20 protein-coding genes are annotated in these 21354 nt (G+C 27.2%); 18 read left to right on the top strand and 2 right to left on the bottom strand.

Annotation, left to right across the window (positions count from 1 at the left end; all coding sequences use genetic code 11):
* The first annotated feature begins 16 nt into the window (after nt 1–16).
* From CDIF1296T_RS18830 to CDIF1296T_RS18785, 10 genes are all read left to right on the top strand, one after another.
* Nucleotides 17–616 carry an SIS domain-containing protein gene (locus CDIF1296T_RS18830; protein ID WP_003429210.1) on the top strand — a complete coding sequence of 200 codons (600 nt, stop codon included), beginning with the start codon at nt 17–19 and terminating at the stop codon, nt 614–616.
* 4 nt (nt 617–620) lie between these two features.
* Entirely contained in the window at nt 621–1526 is a 906-nt protein-coding gene (gene dapA / locus CDIF1296T_RS18825; RefSeq protein ID WP_003435760.1) for a 4-hydroxy-tetrahydrodipicolinate synthase, read from the top strand.
* A gap of 105 nt (nt 1527–1631) precedes the next feature.
* Nucleotides 1632–2264 carry a beta/alpha barrel domain-containing protein gene (locus tag CDIF1296T_RS18820; protein WP_009898812.1) on the top strand — a complete coding sequence of 211 codons (633 nt, stop codon included), beginning with the start codon at nt 1632–1634 and terminating at the stop codon, nt 2262–2264.
* A 504-nt stretch (nt 2265–2768) separates the two neighbouring features.
* A complete protein-coding gene (locus tag CDIF1296T_RS18815) occupies nt 2769–5249 on the top strand; it encodes a sensor domain-containing diguanylate cyclase (protein WP_021368846.1) in 2481 nt (826 codons plus the stop codon).
* Between the two features lie 341 nt (nt 5250–5590).
* On the top strand, nt 5591–7753 hold the full coding sequence (locus CDIF1296T_RS18810; protein ID WP_009898808.1) for a bacteriocin-associated integral membrane family protein: 2163 nt from the start codon (nt 5591–5593) through the stop codon (nt 7751–7753).
* A 4-nt stretch (nt 7754–7757) separates the two neighbouring features.
* Nucleotides 7758–8375, top strand: coding sequence for an ABC transporter ATP-binding protein (locus tag CDIF1296T_RS18805; RefSeq protein WP_003435768.1), 618 nt, complete (start codon nt 7758–7760; stop codon nt 8373–8375).
* 188 nt (nt 8376–8563) lie between these two features.
* The gene (locus tag CDIF1296T_RS18800) at nt 8564–8908 is read left to right on the top strand and encodes a zinc ribbon domain-containing protein YjdM (protein WP_003435770.1); all 345 of its coding nucleotides are present in this window, start codon (nt 8564–8566) and stop codon (nt 8906–8908) included.
* 569 nt (nt 8909–9477) lie between these two features.
* A complete protein-coding gene (locus CDIF1296T_RS18795; protein ID WP_009898806.1) occupies nt 9478–10344 on the top strand; it encodes a pentapeptide repeat-containing protein in 867 nt (288 codons plus the stop codon).
* Nucleotides 10345–10456: 112 nt separating this feature from the next.
* Nucleotides 10457–10861 carry a YmaF family protein gene (locus CDIF1296T_RS18790; protein WP_003435774.1) on the top strand — a complete coding sequence of 135 codons (405 nt, stop codon included), beginning with the start codon at nt 10457–10459 and terminating at the stop codon, nt 10859–10861.
* 166 nt (nt 10862–11027) lie between these two features.
* Nucleotides 11028–11477, top strand: a complete 450-nt coding sequence (locus tag CDIF1296T_RS18785; protein WP_003435776.1) for a GNAT family N-acetyltransferase — start codon at nt 11028–11030, stop codon at nt 11475–11477.
* A gap of 155 nt (nt 11478–11632) precedes the next feature.
* Here CDIF1296T_RS18785 and CDIF1296T_RS18780 read toward each other — a convergent pair whose 3' ends face one another.
* Nucleotides 11633–12010, bottom strand: coding sequence for a VOC family protein (locus tag CDIF1296T_RS18780; RefSeq protein WP_003435779.1), 378 nt, complete (start codon nt 12008–12010; stop codon nt 11633–11635).
* A 270-nt stretch (nt 12011–12280) separates the two neighbouring features.
* Between CDIF1296T_RS18780 and CDIF1296T_RS18775 the strand changes: the two genes are divergently transcribed.
* From CDIF1296T_RS18775 to CDIF1296T_RS18760, 4 genes are all read left to right on the top strand, one after another.
* Complete coding sequence (locus CDIF1296T_RS18775; RefSeq protein ID WP_009898803.1) at nt 12281–13189, top strand: DUF2268 domain-containing putative Zn-dependent protease; 909 nt, start codon at nt 12281–12283, stop codon at nt 13187–13189.
* A gap of 483 nt (nt 13190–13672) precedes the next feature.
* Entirely contained in the window at nt 13673–15091 is a 1419-nt protein-coding gene (locus CDIF1296T_RS18770) for a potassium/proton antiporter (RefSeq protein ID WP_003435782.1), read from the top strand.
* Between the two features lie 75 nt (nt 15092–15166).
* Nucleotides 15167–15979, top strand: coding sequence for a MerR family transcriptional regulator (locus CDIF1296T_RS18765; RefSeq protein ID WP_003435784.1), 813 nt, complete (start codon nt 15167–15169; stop codon nt 15977–15979).
* Nucleotides 15980–16401: 422 nt separating this feature from the next.
* Entirely contained in the window at nt 16402–17019 is a 618-nt protein-coding gene (locus CDIF1296T_RS18760; protein ID WP_009903837.1) for a DUF488 domain-containing protein, read from the top strand.
* 156 nt (nt 17020–17175) lie between these two features.
* Here CDIF1296T_RS18760 and CDIF1296T_RS18755 read toward each other — a convergent pair whose 3' ends face one another.
* The gene (locus tag CDIF1296T_RS18755) at nt 17176–17628 is read right to left on the bottom strand and encodes a staygreen family protein (protein WP_009892191.1); all 453 of its coding nucleotides are present in this window, start codon (nt 17626–17628) and stop codon (nt 17176–17178) included.
* A 447-nt stretch (nt 17629–18075) separates the two neighbouring features.
* On the opposite strand from CDIF1296T_RS18755, the gene CDIF1296T_RS18750 reads away from it, so the two are divergent.
* The 4 genes from CDIF1296T_RS18750 (at nt 18076) to CDIF1296T_RS18735 (ending at nt 21336) form a co-directional block, all read left to right on the top strand.
* Nucleotides 18076–19434: an MATE family efflux transporter gene (locus CDIF1296T_RS18750; protein ID WP_009898797.1), complete on the top strand. Its 1359-nt coding sequence runs from the start codon at nt 18076–18078 to the stop codon at nt 19432–19434.
* Nucleotides 19435–19706: 272 nt separating this feature from the next.
* Nucleotides 19707–20087 carry a VOC family protein gene (locus tag CDIF1296T_RS18745; RefSeq protein WP_009892190.1) on the top strand — a complete coding sequence of 127 codons (381 nt, stop codon included), beginning with the start codon at nt 19707–19709 and terminating at the stop codon, nt 20085–20087.
* Nucleotides 20088–20211: 124 nt separating this feature from the next.
* A complete protein-coding gene (locus CDIF1296T_RS18740; RefSeq protein ID WP_003420681.1) occupies nt 20212–20412 on the top strand; it encodes a hypothetical protein in 201 nt (66 codons plus the stop codon).
* 195 nt (nt 20413–20607) lie between these two features.
* A complete protein-coding gene (locus CDIF1296T_RS18735; protein ID WP_003429190.1) occupies nt 20608–21336 on the top strand; it encodes an ABC transporter ATP-binding protein in 729 nt (242 codons plus the stop codon).
* Nucleotides 21337–21354: the final 18 nt, after the last annotated feature.

The raw sequence follows: 21354 nt of genomic DNA, 5'->3' as shown, positions 1-21354 counted from the left end.
AAGGAGGATACATCTTATGGAAAATACATTATCTGAATTTTTAGATAATATATCTAATGAATTGTCAGAATTTATTGCCTCAATAGATGAGACATCTATAAATAAAGCATGCGAATTAATTCTTGAAGCTGAAAAAAATCACGGACGTGTACATGTGACTGGTATTGGCAAACCAGGACATGTATCGGGATATATTTCATCATTGCTTTCATCTACTGGAACGTCAGCATATATATTGCATGGTACAGAAGCAGTACATGGGTCAAGTGGTCAAGTAGTTGAAGGAGATGTTGTTATTGCAATATCAAATAGTGGTGAAACTCAAGAGTTAAAAGCAACTCTTAAGACTCTAAAAGTAAATGGAGCAAAGATAATTGGTGTAAGTGGTAATGAGAGTTCATTTTTAAAAAATATTTCTGATATATTCCTGTTTGCAGGTGTTAAGCAGGAAGGAGATTGTCTCAATAAAGCTCCTCGTGCTTCAATTTTAGCTGAAACAATAATATTACAATCATTAAGTGTTGTATTACAATATGCTAAAGGTCTTAATACACAGCAGTATTTGAAGTGGCATCCAGCAGGAAGTCTTGGAAAGTCTATTAGAGAGGGGATATAATTTTATGAAATATAAAGGGATTATATGTGCAATGATAACACCATTTGATGAAAATCAAAATATTAATTCACAAGCAACATGTCAATTAATTGATTATTTGATTGAAAAGGGAATTTATGGATTATTTATTTTGGGCACTAATGGTGAATGTCATGTATTAACAGATGATGAAAAAGTTGAATTTGCAAAGATTGTTATTAATCATACAAATAATCGTGTACCTGTTTTTGTTGGAACAGGGGGTAATTCAACTCGTGAAGTTGTAGATTTATCTAAGAGAATGGAAGCGATTGGAGCAAGTGCATTATCTATTATTACACCATACTTTGTTACACCAACACAACAGGAATTAATCTTACATTACAAAACTATTGCTAATTCAGTTAATTTACCTATTATAATGTATAATATGCCAGGTAAGACTGGAATTAATATTGAACCAGAGTCAGTACGTGAATTATCAAAGATAAAGAATATTGTTGGAATTAAGGATAGTAGTGGTAAACTTGACAACATGAAAGCTTATATTGAAGCAACGAAGAATGAGAATTTTAGTGTGTTTTCAGGCTCAGATTCACTTATTCTGGATAGTCTAAAAGCTGGTAGTCAAGGAGCTGTTGCAGCAACAACAAACTTCCTCACAGAGATTGGTATCTCTATCTATGAAAACTTTATGAAAGGGGATTTGGAAGAAGCTCAAAAAGCTCAAAGTAGTATAGAAGAACTTCGACGTATACTGAAACTTGGAACAATTCCATCTGTTATGAAGAAAACTATTGTCTTGAATGGAATTAATGTTGGAACTGCACGACTTCCTGTAACTGAACCAACTGGGGAAGTACTTGAAGAAATTAAACGAGTAGTTGAAAATTATAGGACAATACTTAATAAAAGTAGTGAGAATAGATAATATAAATAGGGAAATTACACTGGTATATAATTAATATATATATTATAAAACATGACTAAAATTAATGAATAAGTAAAGTGGTTTGATGAGTATAGAGGTGATAATATGAAAAAGATGAATATAACCAAAAGAATGTCAGAATGTGGGGCTCTTGCAATTGTAAGAGAAGAAAATCTTAACCGTGCATGTGAAATTGCTGAAGGATGTATAAAAGGTGGTATAACAGTTATAGAAATGAGTTATACCCTAAATAATGCTGGAGAAATAATTCAAGGGCTTAATAAAAAGTATGGTGAAACACTTTGTGTGGGAGCAGGAACAGTTTTGGATAGTGAAACAGCTCGTCATGCTATATTACATGGAGCTCAATTTATTATTGCACCAAATTATAATGAAGGTGTAGCGAAGATTTGCAATAGATATCAGATTCCTTATGCTCCAGGATGTACATCATTGACTGAGGCAGTAGACGCACTAAGTTTAGGAGCAACTTTTATAAAAGCTTTCCCAATATCAGATTTCTATGGACCTAAACTAGTAAAGGTATTTAAGACACCAATACCTGATATGCCAGTTTTAGCAAGTGGAGGGATTAATATTGAAAACCTACATATATGGTTAGAAAATGGAGTTGATGTATGTGGATTTGGTGGTTTATTAACTAAAGGTTCTGTTGAAGATATTGCTAAAAATGCTAAAAAGATTCGTGAAATCATTAAAAATATAAGAAAAATTTAACATAGGGCTGTATCATAGTATCTTATAATTACTATGATACAGCCTTTTTAATATTATTCAAATTTAAAACAGTTTACATTTCTATTATATTACATATAATTTCAGTAATTTTATCTTAATTTTTCTATCTGGAAAAAAATGATTTAAAACTTAAGTTATGATATAATTTCATTAAAAGAAGGCGATTTTTAGTAAATATGAGAAAATAATGTGTTTTTAGGGGAAAAGTTAAATACAGATTTAAGTGAACAAGAATCGATAATTAAGATATTAAATGGTGAATAGGGCATCAAAAAAATTACTAAATTAAAAGTTTTAGAGGGAGAATCTTAGCAAGTGTGTGTGAAAATTCAATTTCAAACAAAAAATAATTGTAAATGAAATCAATTTATACACGTTGAAGATTCACTTTTATCATTATATTAAAAAGCAGAGTGAATTAAAAGTGAGTCTAAAGATAGGAGGATAATTAAAACAATGAAAGAAGACATTAGGTTACATCGAATGTGTAAAAAAGAACAAGCAACAAAGAATGAAGTTATATCAGAGGATATTCTAAAATCTATGAGTATTGGGGTCAGTAAACATTTTTTAGATGATTCATTTACAATAATATGGGGAAATACATCATTCTATCAATTATTAGGATATACAGAAGAAGAATTTTTAGTTAAATTTTCTAGTTTAAAAGATTATTATGAACAGAATCTTTATCATTTTGAATCTATGAAAAATCATTTTTTAGAGGCTTATCATCATGGCGAAAAGAGTATAGAATATCAAATTTGCATTTCAGCAAATAATGGAGACCCTGTTTGGGTAATAATGACTGGTATATTAATTGAATCACAAGATAATGAGAAATCAATGGTCTATATATTGTATTCAAAAATTAATGAGTTAAAAATAAAGCAAGAAGAACTATCTGATATGGAAAAAGAGAGTACAGAGAATTTTAAATGGATGATGTCAGAGTATGCTGGGAATGTTTATATTAGCGATATGGATACATATGAATTACTATACTTAAATAAGCACTCATGCAATACTTTACAGGCATCAGCAAATGAACTTATTGGAAGAAAATGTTATGAGGTAATTCAAGGTAGAACTTCGCCATGTCCGTTTTGTACAAATTCGTATTTAAAAAAAGATGACATATATGAATGGGAATTTTATAATAAAAAACTGAAACGAACATTTATAATTAAAGACCGTATGTTGAATTGGCAAGGGCGAAGAGTTCGTATTGAATTATCTTATGATATGTATAGTGCTGAATATAAATTAGCAAAAAAAGATCAGGAAAGAGAATCAATTTTGAAAACTATTCCAGCAGGAATGGTTAGATTAGATGCAAGAGATTATCTTACTATACTTTGGTGTAATGATATATTTTTGAATATGATTGAATATACAAAGGAACAGTTTGCAGAGGAACTTAATAATCAATGTGGATATTTATTTTCTGAAGATTATAAACGTAGTAAGAAACTGGCACAAGATTTGAAGGAGTCTGGGGATAATGTTGTATTTGAAGCAAAAATATATACACGTTCAAGGGAAGAACGTATATGGACTGTTACATTGTGTTATATCAGTGGGGAAGACAGTTGGGATGGAATACCATCTTTTTATAGTATAGGTATTGACATAACAAAGGAAAGAAAACAGATTGAGAAATTACAGCATATATCAGAGAAAGATGCATTAACAGGAATTTATAATCGTGCTGAGACTGAAAGGCAGATTAAGAAATATTTTGAAAAAAATTTAAATGTTATGGGTGCACTGTTTATGATTGATACAGATAATTTTAAACAGATTAATGATACAGAAGGGCATATGATTGGAGATATAGTACTTACTGAGATGGCATCAGGTATGAAAAAAATAATGCGTGACAGTGATGTTGTTGGAAGAATAGGTGGAGATGAGTTTACAATTTTTATGAAGAATATTTCCTCAGTTAAAGATGCAGAAAAGAAAGCAGAAGAACTATTGTATATGTTCCGTCATCTATTTCAGAAAGAAAAAAGTTTTCTAAAAGTAACTTGTAGCATAGGAATAGCTATATATCCAAAGGATGGTACTACATTCAAGGAAATATATGCAAGAGCTGATAAAGCCCTGTATCAAGCAAAAAATATGGGAAAAAATAATTATGTAATCTACAACCAAGATTATTTTAAAGAATTAGAAGAATTTGATTGTTCTTCTCTTGGTACAGTTATTGATTCAGAAAAACAATACGCTGAATATCCTGATAATCTTACACGTTATATATTCCGTATGCTTTATCAGACTGATGATATAGACCAGGCGATTAATATGATACTTGAGGTTGTTGGGAAACAGTTTGATGTAAGTCGTGTTTATATTTTTGAAAATACAGAAGATGGTAGATATACTTCTAATACTTATGAATGGTGTAATGAAGGAATCTCTTCTCAAATGGCTTATTTGCAAAACAGCAATTATCAAGACTATGAGGATTATGAAAAGCTTTTTGAGGATGAATTAGTTTTTTATTGTCGAGATATCCATACATTAAGTCCTAAACTAGAAGAATTGTTTTCTAGTCAAGGTATCCACTCTACACTTCAATGTGCATATAAAGAAGATAGAGTTTTCAGTGGATTTGTTGGATTTGATGAATGCACAGGACTACGTCTATGGTCACAAGAGGAAATAAGTACATTATCATTGATTTCTCAAATTATATCAATGTTTTTACAACGTAAAAAAAATAATAAACTTAATCAACAGATTCAACAATACCAGAATATTTTAGATAATATTGACCAGTGTATTTGTGTGATTAATAAAGAAAATAATTTTTTATTATATGTAAATAAAAAATTTAAAAATACATATTCTAAATTCCAAATTGGACAACCTTATTATCTTGATTCTATAGATATTCATAAGATATCCATTATATGGAATAAAAAAGAAGCATACCTATGTACTAGCACGATTTAATGGTAAAGTAAAGTTTATATTGGACTTAAATTAAATTTCGTTTTAAATAAGATATTATTTTAGTTGCTTACTGAAAAGACTAGAATCTATATTAATGAATTATACTAATTTTATACCACTATTAAAATATTGTTTGCTAAAAATAAAAAATAGCCTTAAAACAGTTGATTATAAAAAATTAACTGCTTTAAGGCTATTTTTATCTTTGTGACGAAATAGACACTTGCCATTTAGAATGTGACAATATAGTAGTTGTTTAGAAAAGGCACAAAGCATTATACTTTAACTAAAGTAAAATGTATTTTGCTTTTAGAATAAAAACAATTAGGAGGGAGCTATAATTGAAAAAGATAATATATGTATTATTTACAATTGAACTATTAATAGTATCTTTATTAGGTCTAAATATAGTTAAAGATAATGAAATTAATAATATTTTATATAACGATACAACAAGTATATCTGTAATGTTTAAAGATTATAAAAAGTTAAATAAAAATTATAGTAAGTGGATTAAAGATATTGCAGATGAAAATAATGTGACTATATCAAAGTATGTTTTTAATAATAATGAAAAATTATCTATATATACGACTGATACAAGTTTGAATAACAATATAAAGTTAAAATCAGGAAAATTTCCTAATACTAATTCAAATGAATTTATTAGTAATATAAACACTAATAATAGTAATCAAGTAGGTAAATTCTCAACTATGAGTAAAGACATATCAATTTTAATTAGGGATTTTGGTAAAATAAGTGAAGTTGGAGAATCAGGAATCTTGTATATTTCAACTCAAAATGAAGATACAATAAATAAAATATTAAGAGAACTAAATGTAGACAGAAGTATTTTTGTAGCAAGATTACATGATAGATATGTTAACTCAAATTTATACTTAAATCCTTCAATAATTAGAGATTTAATACTAATTATCCTTTGTTTCTTGGCTACAATAATACATTATTCAATTAGTGTGAGTAGAGAGGCTTCTATTTTAAGATTAAATGGATACTCTAAGCTAGATATAATTGCTAGAGTTATAAAAAATATACTTAGAATTATGATTTTATCATCTGTCACAGCATTATTAATATATATAATCTATATTTTAAAATTAAATATAGGTGTTAGAGCATGCTTATACTTTGCTATGTTTTCGATTATATGTATTTTGATAAATATTTTGATATCTATATTAATAGTTGGTTTTAATAGTAGAAGTTCTAAATATGTGCTATCTCTAAATGGAAAAAAATCTTATGGTTTTGTAAATATAATGCATTTCACATTGAAAATTGTATTTGTATCATTTCTTATATTATCCATAAATAACTGTATTTTAAATTATAATATGCTACAAACTCAGTTAGGAAATCTATCTGAGTGGGATAAAGCAAAAAATGTTTATAATCTTACTCTTAAAGATACAGGCGAACAATCTTTAGGAAAGGAAGAAGTAATTAAAAATGCCAAGATTAAAGGTTTCTATAAAAATTTGGTAGAAGAAAAAGATGCTTTCTTAATAGATTCAACTAATTTTGAAAAACTTGAAGATGGAAGTTACATGTATGAAATAAATTCAAAGGGTAAAAACCCAGAAGTAAGTCAATATGGTAAAAATATAAAAATAAATAAAAACTATCTTAAAGTTAACCCTATTTACTCAAATGGCAAAGAAATATTTAATCTAATCGATTATGGCGATAAGACTATAAATTTATTAGTTCCTAAAAAGTTACAAGTACATGAAAATGAGATTAAAAAAGAGTTTAGAGAATTATTTTATTTTGAAAAAATAGAAGTAGAAAATATGTACAATAAAGAGTTAAATAGAGAGTTAAATAAAACAAAGAAGTCAGATTTAAATGTTAATATAATATATGTAGATAATAATCAAAGCTATTTTACTTATAACTCCCTTGTTATGGATGACAATAGGAATCTCATTGATGACCCAATAGCAATAGTTGACATAGATAATATTGATGATTCTTTTTATCTTTCTTATATATCTAGATGTGTATATTTTAATTCTAAGAAATTAGATGCCCTTGCAGATATAAGTAACATTATTGAAGCTCAAGGTGTAGAAGCGCATATCCAAAGTTTACATGCTGTTTATAATGAGTATGGTTTAGAAATAAATAAACTAGAAAAATATTTGAATAGTGAAATTTTTACTATAATAATAATAGCAATATCAAACTTAATGATTACCTACAATATAGTAGCTAGCTACTATGAAAGAAATAAATATAAGTTATATATTAAAAAAATATTTGGTTATTCAACTACAGCTAGAAGTATGTTGTTAATAGTTTCATTAATATTAACAAACATTATTCCAATAGGCATTATATCAACAAGAGTAGATTTAAGTAATAATATTATCTTATTTGGACTTCTAATATTAGTTATAGAAGTAATTGTATCTATTGCATTAGACAAGATTATCTCAAATAGTTCATTTAATAAAATTATAAAAGGAGAACATTAAAAAGATGATTTCATTAATAAATATATCTAAAAAATTTAAAGATAAATCTATAATAGACAAATTTAACCTGGAAATTTCTAAGGGCGAGTTTGTAGCGATAACAGGAAATAGTGGTTCAGGTAAGACAACTTTACTTAATATAATGGGATTATTAGAAAAACCTAATTCTGGTGATATTATAATAAATAATATAAAAAATCCAAATAGTAAACAGATAAGAATTTTACAAAGGGATTTTTATGGCTATCTATTTCAAAATTATGCTTTAATTGAGAATGAAAATGTTGAAAATAACTTGAAAATTGCTTTAAAGTATCAAAAAAATATCAACCATAATGAAAAAATAAATTACGCACTTGAGTCTGTAGGTCTTAGAAAATACAATAAAAAAAAGATATACGAATTGAGTGGAGGAGAACAACAAAGGGTAGCATTAGCAAGAGTAATATTAAAAGAATGTGAAGTAATATTTGCAGATGAACCTACAGGTAATTTAGATAAAAAAAATAGAGACATAGTATTTGATATACTTAAAAGTCTAAATAAGAATGGTAAAACTATCGTATTTGTAACTCATGATTTAGAGTTATCGGAGCAGGCAGATAGAGTTATAAAATTGTAATAATATCAACTATAATAAATATAAGAAAGAGATTACAGCTAAATCAAGTTTAATAATAATACGAATAGAATTTAAACATTAAGTAAATTAGTAGTTTGTAAATATAAGTATAATATGATATCATAAAGGCTCAAAAGAAATTTTATATAATAAGAAATCTAAAAATAACAAATGGAGGACATATAAAGATGGAAAATTTACCAAATTGCCCGAAATGTAATTCAGAATATACTTATGAAGATGGAACTCTTTTAGTTTGTCCAGAATGCTCTCATGAGTGGGCATTAGGATTGGGAGCTGAAGAAGATTCAAATATTATCAAAGATGTAAATGGAAATGTATTAAATGATGGAGATTCTGTTACAGTAATTAGAGACCTTAAAGTAAAAGGAAGTTCATCATCTATAAAGATTGGAACAAAAGTGAAAAATATCCGTTTAATCCATGACTCATCAGATGGACATGATATAGAATGTAAGATAGATGGTTTTGGAGCTATGAAGCTAAAGTCTTCTGTTGTTAAAAAAGCGTAATATTATAAATAAGCTGTAGTGTTTATTGTTTTTCAGTACAGTATAAAACCATAAGAATCTATTAAGTAATAAAAGTTTGTTTATTTATCTTTATATTTTCTTATGGTTTTATTAAATATAAATTTTATTGAACACCAAAATATTCTCTCCTCTACAAATAAGCCAATCTTATTTAAACTAATATACTTTGTACTATTTATACTGAAATTGTAAATTTAAATGCTATGTTATTTAGGTTTGTATAGTTAATTTATATATTTCTGATTTTATAAATTGTATTTATTATTATATCTTGATTCTAAAATCATTAAAAATTTCAACTTCTATAAAGATTTACAATTTATCAAATACATTATGAGTATATAAACAATTTATTATTACAGTGCTACATTTAAAATAAGTCTTAGTATAAAGGTATTGTTACAAGTATAAAGAAACTTATGTATGCTATTGGAATAAATAATACCTTAAATTATAATTAAGAATAAGAACTGTTAAATAAGGGACTTGATTATCATTTAGTTATAGATAATATAATATTAAAAATAAAGTTTAAGAGGAGAAAAAATATGATAGATATACATAAAAATATATATGATAATAAGTTATTTGAGGAGCTAAAGATTGACTGTAAGAAGTGCTTTGGACTTTGCTGTGTAGCTCTTTATTTTTCTGCTTCAGATGGATTTCCTATCGATAAGGAATCAGGAAAACCCTGTATTAATTTACAACCAGATTTTAAATGTTCTGTACATAATAGTCTTATGAAGCGAGGTTTTAAAGGGTGTACTGCATATGATTGTTTTGGTTCAGGTCAAAAAGTAGCACAAGTAACATATAAGGGGATAGACTGGATGCAATCATCAGAACTAACAAATCAAATGTCTGAAGTGTTTTTAATTATGAGACAATTACATGAAATGTTATGGTATCTTAAAGAAGCATCTGTATTAAATATATCAGATACAATCAAATCAAAAATTGATTTAATAATTGAAGAAACTGAAAAGATAACTAATATGGGCCCAGAACAGATAATTAATTTGGATATCATATCACATAGAACAAAGGTTAATTTATTATTATCACAAGCGAGTGAGTCTGTGATGGGAAAGGTTAAATCATTTATCAAGACTTCTACTCTTAAAAACATGAAAAAATTAAGTAAAAATATAGATTTAATAGGAGCAGACCTTAGAAAAATAAATCTAATAGGAGCAGATTTAAGAGGTAGATTTCTAATAGCAGCAAATTTAAGAAATACAGATTTGAGTGGGGCAAATTTAATAGGAGCAGACTTAAGAGATTGTGATATTAGAGGTGCTAATCTTGAAAATAGTATATTTTTAACACAATTACAAGTAAATACTGCAAAAGGAGATTCTAGTACGAAGTTACCAGCTTCACTAATACGCCCTAAATACTGGGAAAAATAATTAAATTAATACATAATTTTACAAAATATGAACTTTTTTGACTTTAATTCATATTATACATTAGAGATTCTTTACAAGAATTTCTTAATATAATATAGGGAGAGATATAAAAATGAGTTATCAAAATTATAAATGTGAAAGAGATTATGTGTATGATGATTATAAATACAATAAGTGCAACAAGTGCTATAATGATTATGAGGAAATGACACATGTTCATGAATATTCAGAAAGTGTTAAGTTAGCAGAAGAATGTGAGGATAGACATAACCACCGTGCAGCAGGGGTTACTGGTGAAGCTATACCAATAAATGGAGGTACAAATCATGTTCATAAAATAAATGATAATGTAGATTTCCTTGACCATTTCCATAAGATATGTGTTACAACAGGGCCAGCAATTAGAATACCTGGAACTGATAAACACATTCACTTAATATGTGGAGAAACTACTGTTAATGATGGTCATTGTCATAAATTCCTTTTTACTACTCAAATAGAAGCACCTTTAGTATAAGCTGATGTGAATTATTGTAGTGAATTTGCTAGATTATAGTATAATAATATATAATAGATAATATTTAAACTTAATGAGGACTATGATATTTAACCTTCGTAGTCCTTTCTAAGTTTTGTATAAAAAAGTGTTATGCAATTAAAAGTGATATAGGGAGGAAATTTTTATGAAATCTGGAATAATTCTTGAAATGAAACAAATAAATTCAACAGAATATGACGAAATGTTGCAAGTCTGGGAATCATCAGTAAGAGCAACGCATGATTTTTTAACAGAAAAAGATATTGAATCTTTGATACCATTAGTTGAAATTGGACTTAAAGAAGTAGAAAATATAGTTTGTATAAAAGATAATGATATAATAAAGGGCTTTATAGGAATAGATAAAGATAAAATTGAGATGCTCTTTATAGAAGATAAATATAGAGGAAATGGTATTGGTAAAAAATTAATAAAATATGCTATAGATAAATACAATGTAAAATATGTTGATGTAAATGAGCAGAATAAAAAAGCTGTAGGATTTTATATTCACTTAGGATTTAAAGTGTTTGATAGGTCTGAAATAGATGGACAAGGTAACCCATTTCCAATACTACATATGAAATTAATTTAAAGTTATACTTCTCACTTATTCGCAAAAATATTTACTTAAATTTTTATACAAATAAAAGTCGTGACAGTTTTAGGACACGACTTTTTTACTACACTATTAAATTGAAATTTATCTGTTCTATATTATGATTATTAGATGTAGTTTTTTTATTTTAACTATGTACTTAAATACCAAGTATACCCATACCTATCAAGTACTTCAGCAGCGCCATCATTTTGATGTGGTGGTGGGTGTGGTAAAAATTCTTGTACAAGTGTACCACCTTCGGCAAGTTTTACAGATATTTCTTCTATCGCTTCTCGAGATGGTAGAACAACACAAATCGCCATGCCAGAAATTACAACAGGCTTGTCTGTATCCGCACCCATTATACAACCTTCGTATTTTGTGAAAGTAACACTTGCGTGCATAATAGGATTGTTTGGATTGCTGTCTAATCGCGCAAATATAGTTTTTCCTCCTCCGAAAGCCTCAGCATAAAAATTAAATGCTTTTTCACAAGTACCATTAAATATTAAATATGGAGTTAGCATGACCAATATATCCTCCTTGATATAGAATAATTTATAGTTGCACCTGATAATCTAAATTATGATTTAGTAAATTGTATCATAGGGAAAACTTGAAGTATATAATTTTTTATTATTATATTATACAAATTTATTAATTTAAAAAAATGTTATATGTACGGAAGGTTTACAGGATAAAATATAATAAAAAGATTAAGGTGACATTATAAAAAATGTATATTGACATTGACGCTACGTAATTGTATATACTTTGTCTTAAAGGAGATGGTAAATATGAATATTATAGAAATTCGCTCAGATAAAATATACAAGAAGATAATGGATGCACCAATAAACAAAAAAGAAGATATATACAGATATGAATTGATGAAGCCTTTTGAATTTAAGTGGAAGTGTATGAATGTTCCAATAGTTGCTAGACAGAAAGGTGGATATGATGTAATTATAGCAAGTGAAATGTTAGGGGTTTTATCGCCTAAGGATATTGATGAAAAGCAAAAAAAGAATATAAATGTGTTATCTGCTGATAAAATTTGGGCCACTTGTAAAGAAACCATAGAAAACTCTATAAATGCTTTTATAAAAGAAGGGTATGATTTAAACATTAAGGACTATAAATATTCAATATTATTGGCGAATCCAAATAGTCCTTATACAATATTAAGTGATGGATACTGGGGTGATGGTGGGATTCCTGGATATATATTTCTATCATTGGTTCCTAATGAATATACTATCAATAGATTACCAGTATTAATAGCACATGAATGTAATCACAATATTAGATTTCAGTTTATAGAGTGGAATAATAATGTAACATTAGAAGAAATGATGATAAATGAAGGTCTTGCAGAAAATTTTGCAACATGGATGTTTGGAGAGGAAATGTTAGGACCTTGGGTCAGTAGAACAGATATCGAAACATTAAATACTTATATAAAGCCAATAATAAAAAGTGCTTTAAAAGAAACTGGATTTCAAAATATAACATCTTATCTTTATGGTGATGATATAGCTAAAATGCAAGGATATTTTCCAGTAGGGTTGCCTTATTGTGCAGGATATGCTTGTGGATATTATATGATTAAGTATTATTTAGAAAAGACAAATAAATCAATAATCGAAGCGACTTTATTGCCTTATAGTGAGATAATCGAAGCAGTAAAAGAGTTTTGGGAATAAATTTTATAAATTGCATAATTTGAAATAAATTATGCAATTATTTTATTTTTAAGAAAAAATAAATTGACAATAATTTATAAGAAATATACAATAATATATATAAAGAAATATTTCAATATTTAAAAGTTTTAAGATTTCATATCTAGAGTACCTAACATTACATGTTAGTTTCTTGTTACTTATCTAATTACTTTATATTTCGTAGTTATATATAAAATTACTATAAAAAATGAAATATATTAAACAATCAACTAAAAAATGAAATATTAATAAAAAAAAATTCAAATTATAAATATTAAATGAATATAATTAAAACAAATATATAAATTTAAGTATAACACTCACATTTTAATGTATTGTGAAATTTTTGTTGAACTTTATGTACCATAACTTATAAAATTTATGTCATGTTATATTTGAATAAGTAATAAAATTGTAGATGTAAATTAATCTACAAAATTTATATGAAATGGAGTTGATGCTATGACAGAATTAATGATTATAAGTGGGTTAGTACTATTGATTTGTATAACTTCTAGCAAGGTATTGTATAAATTTGGAGTACCAATATTATTGATTTTTATCTTACTAGGGATGTTATTTGGGTCTGATGGGATGGTAGGAATCTATTTTGATAACTATGAACTGACAAAACAATTATGTTCTATTGGACTAATATTTATAATGTTTTTTGGAGGGTTTGGAACAAACTGGAATATGGCTAAACCTGTTGCTATACCTTCTATATTAATGTCTTCACTGGGTGTAATAATTACGGCTGGCGTTACAGGTATGTTTTGCCACATGGTAATAGGAACTAGTTTACTTGAAGGTTTATTAATTGGGGCAATTGCAGCTTCAACAGATGCTGCATCTGTGTTTGCTGTGTTGCGTTCTCAAAAACTAAACTTAAAGGGTTCACTTGCATCATTATTAGAAGTTGAAAGTGGAAGTAATGACCCAATAGCGTATATGTTGACACTAATTCTTTTGACATTGATGAATAATTCTGGGGTAGAACTTATTGCACCAATGGTAATAAAACAAATAGCTTTTGGGTTAGCTATAGGATTTATACTAGCAAAATTATCTGTTTATATTTTAAGACATTCAAACTTCGAGATAGAAGGATTTTATACTATATTTATAACAGCTATTGCAATACTTTCTTATGCATTTAGCGAGTATCTTGGAGGAAATGGATATTTAAGTGTTTACATTTCAGGTATTATTATAGGAAATAGTAGGATACCTCTTAAAAAAAGTTTGGTTCATTTCTTTGATGGAATTTCATGGATTATGCAAATAATGTTATTCTTTATGTTAGGATTGTTATCTTTCCCTTCTAAGTTACCAAATGTATTTGGTATAGCAATGGCCATATCTATATTCATGATAGTTATTGCAAGACCATTAGCAACATTTATAGTTCTAGCAAAATTTAAATTCTCAAATAAAGAAAAATTATTCATATCGTGGGTAGGTCTTAGAGGTGCGGCTTCAGTAGTTTTTGCAATTTATGCTGTTACTCAAGGAGTAGCCATAGAGAATGACATATTCCATATAATATTTTTTATAGCGTTGCTTTCAGTAGGAATACAAGGTTCATTGATACCAACTGTAGCCAGAAAGTTGGATTTAGTTGATGATAATACACCTGTATTAAAAACATTTAATGATTATGATGGAGAAATTAGCTCTAAACTTATCGAAGTAAATGTTGATGAGGGTAATAAATGGGCTAATAAGAGTATAATAGATTCTAATATACCAGACGATATATTAATAGTTATGATAAAAAGAAAGGAACAGGTTTTAATACCTAAAGGTTCAACCATTATAAAAACAGGGGATATTTTGGTATTGAGTGGAGATAGAATTGAAGAATTAATACAATTATAATTTATTTTGTATTGACTTTAACCTAAGGGGAAAGTTTAAACTTAAATTAATCAAATCTAATGCGCAGGTGATGAGATGTTTTCTATAGGAATGTTTTCTAAAATAAATAAAATAACTACAAAGACATTAAGGTATTATGAAGATATAGGGTTGTTAAAACCAGAATATGTAGATGAATTTACAAAATATAGGTATTATACAACAGAGCAATTACCTAAATTACATCAGATAATAACTTTAAAACAAATGGGTTTATCATTAGCTGAGATAAAAAAAGCTGTAGAAAATCCTGAAGAAGTTGAAAATATTTTAATGAATAAAGAAAAAGAAATGTTGGATGTAATTAAAAGTGAAGAATATAAAATAATTAAACTACGTAATTACCTTATGAATTTGAAAGGAGAAGTCAATATGAATGATGTAATTATTAAGTCTTTACCAAAAGTTAAAGTTGCTTCTATGAGAAAAGTGTTAAAGGGGTATGATGAACTTTTTAATCTATTTCCAAATGTAATGGCTGAAGAAATGATGAAAACAGGGTGTACATGTGCAGTTCCTGATTATTGTTTTAATATATATCATGATGGTGAATATAGAGAGACTGATATGGATGTTGAAATGTGTCAAGCTATAAATGATTTAAAGGAAGATACGGATATATTAAAATTTAAAGAATTAGATGCAGTTGAAAATGCAGTTTGTATATTACACAATGGTCCATATTCAACATTAGGAAAAACTTACGCAGATGCATTTAAATGGATAGAGGACAATAAATATAAAGTGGTTGGAAATCCTAGAGAATCTTATATAGATGGTATATGGAATAAAGAGAGTGAAGAAGACTGGTTGACAGAAGTTCAGATACCAGTGAAACGCATGTTATAATATGTCTACAAAGTATAAATAAGAATAAAAAAGGTGGTGTCTCAAAGTAAACATTTTAGTTTATGAGACACTCTTTTTCATATGAAATCAAGTATATTTTTATAATTACGATTATGAAAAAAGGCTTATCTATATTTTTAGACAGCCTCTTATTTTTTTATTATAATAGTTTTCTAAAGATGCTCTATTTATAAATTTTTATTAAAGACTTTATAAATAATTGTATTTAATATACAAAATATATATAAATATTGATGTTTTATATATAAAGTTGTATATTTTTTTAAGGATATAAAGTAAAAAAATATACAATATCAAGAAAAAAAGATATTGGGTATTTAAAGTAATACTTTATTTAATTTTAAGTAAATCGGGTATCTACATATATAGATACTAATTTCAAAGAATAGGAGGGTGTTTATATGGAAATATTCGCAATAGGACATTCAAATTATCCATATGATAAGCTTATTAATATGATAAAAAAATATGACATAAATTGTGTAGTTGACATTAGAGAAACTCCATATTCTAAATATAATATTCAATACAATAAAGAGGCATTTAACGAATCTCTTAGAAATTCCGGATTTTTATATATATACATGGGAAAAGAATTTGGAGCTAAAAGAACTAATAAAGATGTATATACGCAAGAAGGTTATGCAGATTTTGAGAAAGTAGCAAAAGAAGATATTTTTTTAAACGGAATAGAAAGATTAAAAAAGGGTTGTCAAATGGGTTATAGGATAGTTTTATTAGGAGCTATGCAAGAACCTATAAGATGTCATAGAAGTATCTTGGTGGGAAAAGTATTAAATAAAGAAGGTTTTGATGTAAAATATATAATGCATGAAGGAAATTTGGCATATCAGGAAGATATAGAGGAATCATTATTGGATAAGTATTTTAGTGATAGAAAGCAACTGAGTATTGACAATTTATTAGGGAGTGCATTAACGAGAGAAGAAATGATACAAGAAGGTTATAAGCTAGCTAATAAAGAAATAGGATATAGAACTGAGAAACTAGGTAAATAAAAATATACAAGTAGATAAAATACAGTACTTATCTTAAGTAAAATAATATTATGAATTTATAATAGCTAGGCATGATGTGCCAATTAAAAATATTCTAGTTATTTAATAATATCATTAAATTTAGGGTATTTTTTAATAGCACATCATGTTGCAGTTTTAAAAAATAAAATCTCTAATATTGCCATAATCAACTGTTCTATTAAGAGTAGGATGACTAGATATAAATCTAACTGTAATTTTTGAATTTAACAAACAAGGATTTGAAATTAAAAATACTCTATCTCCATTGACAATAGAAGTAATAGCTACTGGCAAAATATCTACAAATGTATCATATCTGTTTTTAGCAATTTGATAAGGATAATTTCCTACAAAAACAAATAGATTTAAATCATATATATTATCAGTAAACCAAGCCCATTGACCATAAACTTTGTCGATATTCATTGTGCCTAAACCAAGTGTATCAAAGTATGTTGCTATAGTTAAATAAATATTTTCCATGTTTTCTAAATATGAAACAGTATATCTTCTGAAACGTATGGGTGCTGTGGAAGAAATAGGATAAACCATATTTACATTTAGATTATTTGCATTTAAATTAACCAAAGTATCACATCCTAAAATTAGTCTATAAAATACAATATTTAAATGGATGCGATTTTGTTACATCTAAAGTGTAATATTTTATATATTGAAAAAGTGGTAAAAGTTTGGATGATTAAATAATATTATAAAAAATATATAAAATGTACTTATTGTTATTGCTACACGATAGTGATACAATATTAACGAAATATAGCTACTTTTAATAATAACGGAAAATATTTATATTAAATTAATAAATATTTTAAATGTGGTATCCATAAAAAATAATAAACATAAGATAATTATAAAGATATACTGTGTTCAAATGATATTAAACAAGATTTATATTATTTGAAAGCAGTATATTATAATGCGAACAATACAATTCTAAACTTTGCATTGTCAATTTACAGTTCGATAAACTAATTAAAAATTAAATTTATATAAAGAGGGAAAAGAGGAATAGGGATGTTTATAAGGAAAAATGTTATAAAGTTAGCAATTCCTATAATGATAGAGCAGACGTTTGTCATGCTTTTAGGAGTATTTAATACAATGATGGCAGGTCATATTGGGGAAGAAGCTGTATCTGCAGTTGGAATGGTTGATTCAATAAACAATATATTTATATCTGTATTTGCTGCACTATCTGTTGGAGCTACTGTTGTTGTAGCTCAACAAATAGGAAAAAAAGATGGTGAAAAGGTGAATGAAACTATTAAGCAGGCTCTAGTGTCTGGAGTAATATTATCCTTTACAATAACAATATTGATGTGGGTTTTTAGAACTGGTGTAATTAATTTATTTTATGGTTCCGCAGAAGAATTGGTAAAATCAAATGCAAAATTATACATAGAGTTTACATTATTTACGTATCCATTTATTGCGACACAACAAATAGCAAATGGTATTTTAAGAGGGTGTGGAGATGTAAAGAAACCTATGTATGTGACTATGTTTATGAATATAGTAAATGTAACATTAGGATATATACTTATATATGGTATTGATTTAAATCCTCTAGGAATAAATTTGCAAACACCATCCTATGGCATAACAGGTGCAGCTATATCTATTGCTATAGCTAGAATAATTGGATGTATAGTAATTATAAGAGTTTTATTTAAAGGAAACGAATTTATATCTATGGGTAAAATATTTCCATTTAAGATTGATGTTGAAACTCAAAAGTCTATATTTAATATAGGAATACCAGCTGGAGTTGAACAACTACTTTTTAATGCAGGTAAATTGATTGTTCAAGTATTTATAGTTACTATGGGAACATCAGCAATTGCATCCAATGCAATAGGAATGTCAATTGCATCCATAATAAATGTAATTGGGAATGCTTTAGCTTTGTCTGCTACAACCTTGGTGGGACAGTATATAGGACGTGGAGATATTAAAGGAGCTAAGAGTACTTTATTATATTTAACTAAATTTGCAACAATTTGTTTATTTATAGTAGGAGCTATATTTATACCAATTGCACCTTGGATTTCAAGTATGTATACTCAAAATGCTAGTGTAATTGACATCTCAACACAATTAATTCGAAGTGATTGTTTAGCTATGGTAATATGGCCTATATCCTTTGTATTATCAGCAGGGCTAAAGGGAGCCGGTGATACTAGATATACAATGATGACTGCAGTAATAGGTATGTGGATTTTTAGAATTTTTACAGGTTACGTATTGGGGGTTGTATTAGAATTTGGAGTGTTAGGAATTTGGATAGGTATGTATACTGATTGGCTTGTTAGAGGGACTTTATATTGTTTAAGATTAAGAGGAACAAAGTGGCTAAAACACAAAGTTGCATAGAATATATGAAATCACTTTTAGATGGATAACTCTATTTAGAAGTGATTTTTTATGTAGTTATTATCATAATTATAAGTATGATATATAAGGTGATTAAATTACATAAATAAAGGCTATAATAGTATGGATATTATAAATTATATATTGAGCAGAATTACATAATTTGGCGATAAATATTAGAAATATATATCTATAGAAAATAATATATATGGGTATATTATTAAATATAAAAAATATTAGGTATTTATTTAATAATAAAGGTGGGTATTGTTATGATAAATAAAATAGGAAAAATAACTCTCTATGTAAATAATCAAGAGGATGCAAAGTTATTTTGGACAGAAAAATTGAACTTTGTAGTAACTTATGAAAAGGAAATGGGTCCAAATATGAAATGGGTGGAAGTAGCACCAAGTAAAAATGAATTTACAACATTTGTGTTGTATGATAAAAATCTAATGATGAAGCAAAACAAAGAGATAAATGTATCTCATCCATCAATAATTTTAAGTACAAGAGATATTAATGGAACTTATGAACAAATGGCAAATAACGAGGTTGAGGTTGGGGAATTAATGGAGATGCCATATGGAAGGATGTTTTCTTTTAAAGACCAAGATGGAAATGATTATTTGGTTAGAGAGGATAAATAATTTTACAAAGTATTAAATTTACTCAATATCTGATATAATTAGAGACAATAATTATTATAAACTAGTCTAGGATTAGAATTATATAATTAAAAATTAAGTGTAAATTTTGAGTAGAGGTGATAAAATGTTTAAGAAAATGGCAGTACTAAAAGATATAGCAACTAAAATAGGTCGTAAAAAAGCGTATGAACTATTAGAAATGGTTGAAGGTAATGATGCCTTTGTAGCTGAGGTAAAGATAAAAAAGAATGGAATAGAATCTAAAAAAGAAGAAATTATGTTAAAAGATAATCAAAAAATAATATTAGAGTATATAGAAGGTTAAATTTTAAATACATATAAGTTGATATACTAAATTTCTGAGATGAGTTTACATAAAACTCATCTTTTTTACTTTTCAATAACTTTGTTTTATTATTTAATATACATTTTATCTCCTTAGAGTTGCTGATATATAAAAATTACTGATATAATAAAAGAATGGATATTAATGTAATATTTTATAGAAAAGAGGGGTATTATGCTTGAAATAAAAAATCTTTCCTTTAATGTTGAGTCTAACAATGAGGAACTAGGAATAATAAATGATGTTAGCCTTTCATTTGAGAGGGGAAAACTTATTGTTATCACAGGTCCAAATGGTGGAGGAAAATCTACAATTGCTAAGCTTATTATGGGAATTGAAAAAGCTACGAGTGGTCAGATAATTTTAGATGGAGAAGATATAACAAATCTTAGTATTACAGAAAGAGCAAAAAAAGGAATAGGATACGCATTTCAACAACCACCAAGAATAAAAGGTATGACAGTTGAAAATTTACTTACACTTGCTCATGGAAAACCATTGTCTACTGATGTATGTTGCCAATACCTTACAGATGTTGGATTGTGTTCAAAAGACTATTTAAATCGTGAAGTTGATAACTCTCTTTCTGGAGGGGAAATGAAAAGAATTGAGATAGCAACTCTTTTTGCTAGAGATTTAAAGGTTTCTATATTTGATGAACCTGAAGCAGGGATAGACCTTTGGAGCTTTGGAAAACTCAATGAAAGTTTTAAGAAAATACATGAAGAGTCTAATCAGACTATAATCATAATTTCTCACCAAGAAAGAATATTAGAGTTAGCTGATGAAATAATTGTTCTACAAGATGGTTCAGTAAAAAGCCATGGAACAAAAGAGGCTATATTACCTGAAATCATGTGTCAAGTTAATTCAAGTTGTGAATTAATGAAAGACATGAATTAATTAGAAAGGAAGGCAAAT

This window comes from Clostridioides difficile ATCC 9689 = DSM 1296 (assembly GCF_001077535.1).
Classification (GTDB): domain Bacteria; phylum Bacillota; class Clostridia; order Peptostreptococcales; family Peptostreptococcaceae; genus Clostridioides; species Clostridioides difficile.
Note: the sequence above shows the minus strand (reverse complement) of the source record. Positions and strands in the feature narration are given on the sequence as shown.

Bases quoted from the DNA above. Each gene is read 5' to 3' on its own strand.
- CDIF1296T_RS18830 (WP_003429210.1), top strand. From the start codon at position 17: ATGGAAAATACATTATCTGAATTTTTAGATAATATATCTAATGAATTG.
- dapA (WP_003435760.1), top strand. From the start codon at position 621: ATGAAATATAAAGGGATTATATGTGCAATGATAACACCATTTGATGAA.
- CDIF1296T_RS18820 (WP_009898812.1), top strand. From the start codon at position 1,632: ATGAAAAAGATGAATATAACCAAAAGAATGTCAGAATGTGGGGCTCTT.
- CDIF1296T_RS18815 (WP_021368846.1), top strand. From the start codon at position 2,769: ATGTGTAAAAAAGAACAAGCAACAAAGAATGAAGTTATATCAGAGGAT.
- CDIF1296T_RS18805 (WP_003435768.1), top strand. From the start codon at position 7,758: ATGATTTCATTAATAAATATATCTAAAAAATTTAAAGATAAATCTATA.
- CDIF1296T_RS18800 (WP_003435770.1), top strand. From the start codon at position 8,564: ATGGAAAATTTACCAAATTGCCCGAAATGTAATTCAGAATATACTTAT.
- CDIF1296T_RS18795 (WP_009898806.1), top strand. From the start codon at position 9,478: ATGATAGATATACATAAAAATATATATGATAATAAGTTATTTGAGGAG.
- CDIF1296T_RS18790 (WP_003435774.1), top strand. From the start codon at position 10,457: ATGAGTTATCAAAATTATAAATGTGAAAGAGATTATGTGTATGATGAT.
- CDIF1296T_RS18785 (WP_003435776.1), top strand. From the start codon at position 11,028: ATGAAATCTGGAATAATTCTTGAAATGAAACAAATAAATTCAACAGAA.
- CDIF1296T_RS18780 (WP_003435779.1), bottom strand. From the start codon at position 12,010: ATGCTAACTCCATATTTAATATTTAATGGTACTTGTGAAAAAGCATTT.
- CDIF1296T_RS18775 (WP_009898803.1), top strand. From the start codon at position 12,281: ATGAATATTATAGAAATTCGCTCAGATAAAATATACAAGAAGATAATG.
- CDIF1296T_RS18770 (WP_003435782.1), top strand. From the start codon at position 13,673: ATGACAGAATTAATGATTATAAGTGGGTTAGTACTATTGATTTGTATA.
- CDIF1296T_RS18765 (WP_003435784.1), top strand. From the start codon at position 15,167: ATGTTTTCTATAGGAATGTTTTCTAAAATAAATAAAATAACTACAAAG.
- CDIF1296T_RS18760 (WP_009903837.1), top strand. From the start codon at position 16,402: ATGGAAATATTCGCAATAGGACATTCAAATTATCCATATGATAAGCTT.
- CDIF1296T_RS18750 (WP_009898797.1), top strand. From the start codon at position 18,076: ATGTTTATAAGGAAAAATGTTATAAAGTTAGCAATTCCTATAATGATA.
- CDIF1296T_RS18745 (WP_009892190.1), top strand. From the start codon at position 19,707: ATGATAAATAAAATAGGAAAAATAACTCTCTATGTAAATAATCAAGAG.
- CDIF1296T_RS18740 (WP_003420681.1), top strand. From the start codon at position 20,212: ATGTTTAAGAAAATGGCAGTACTAAAAGATATAGCAACTAAAATAGGT.
- CDIF1296T_RS18735 (WP_003429190.1), top strand. From the start codon at position 20,608: ATGCTTGAAATAAAAAATCTTTCCTTTAATGTTGAGTCTAACAATGAG.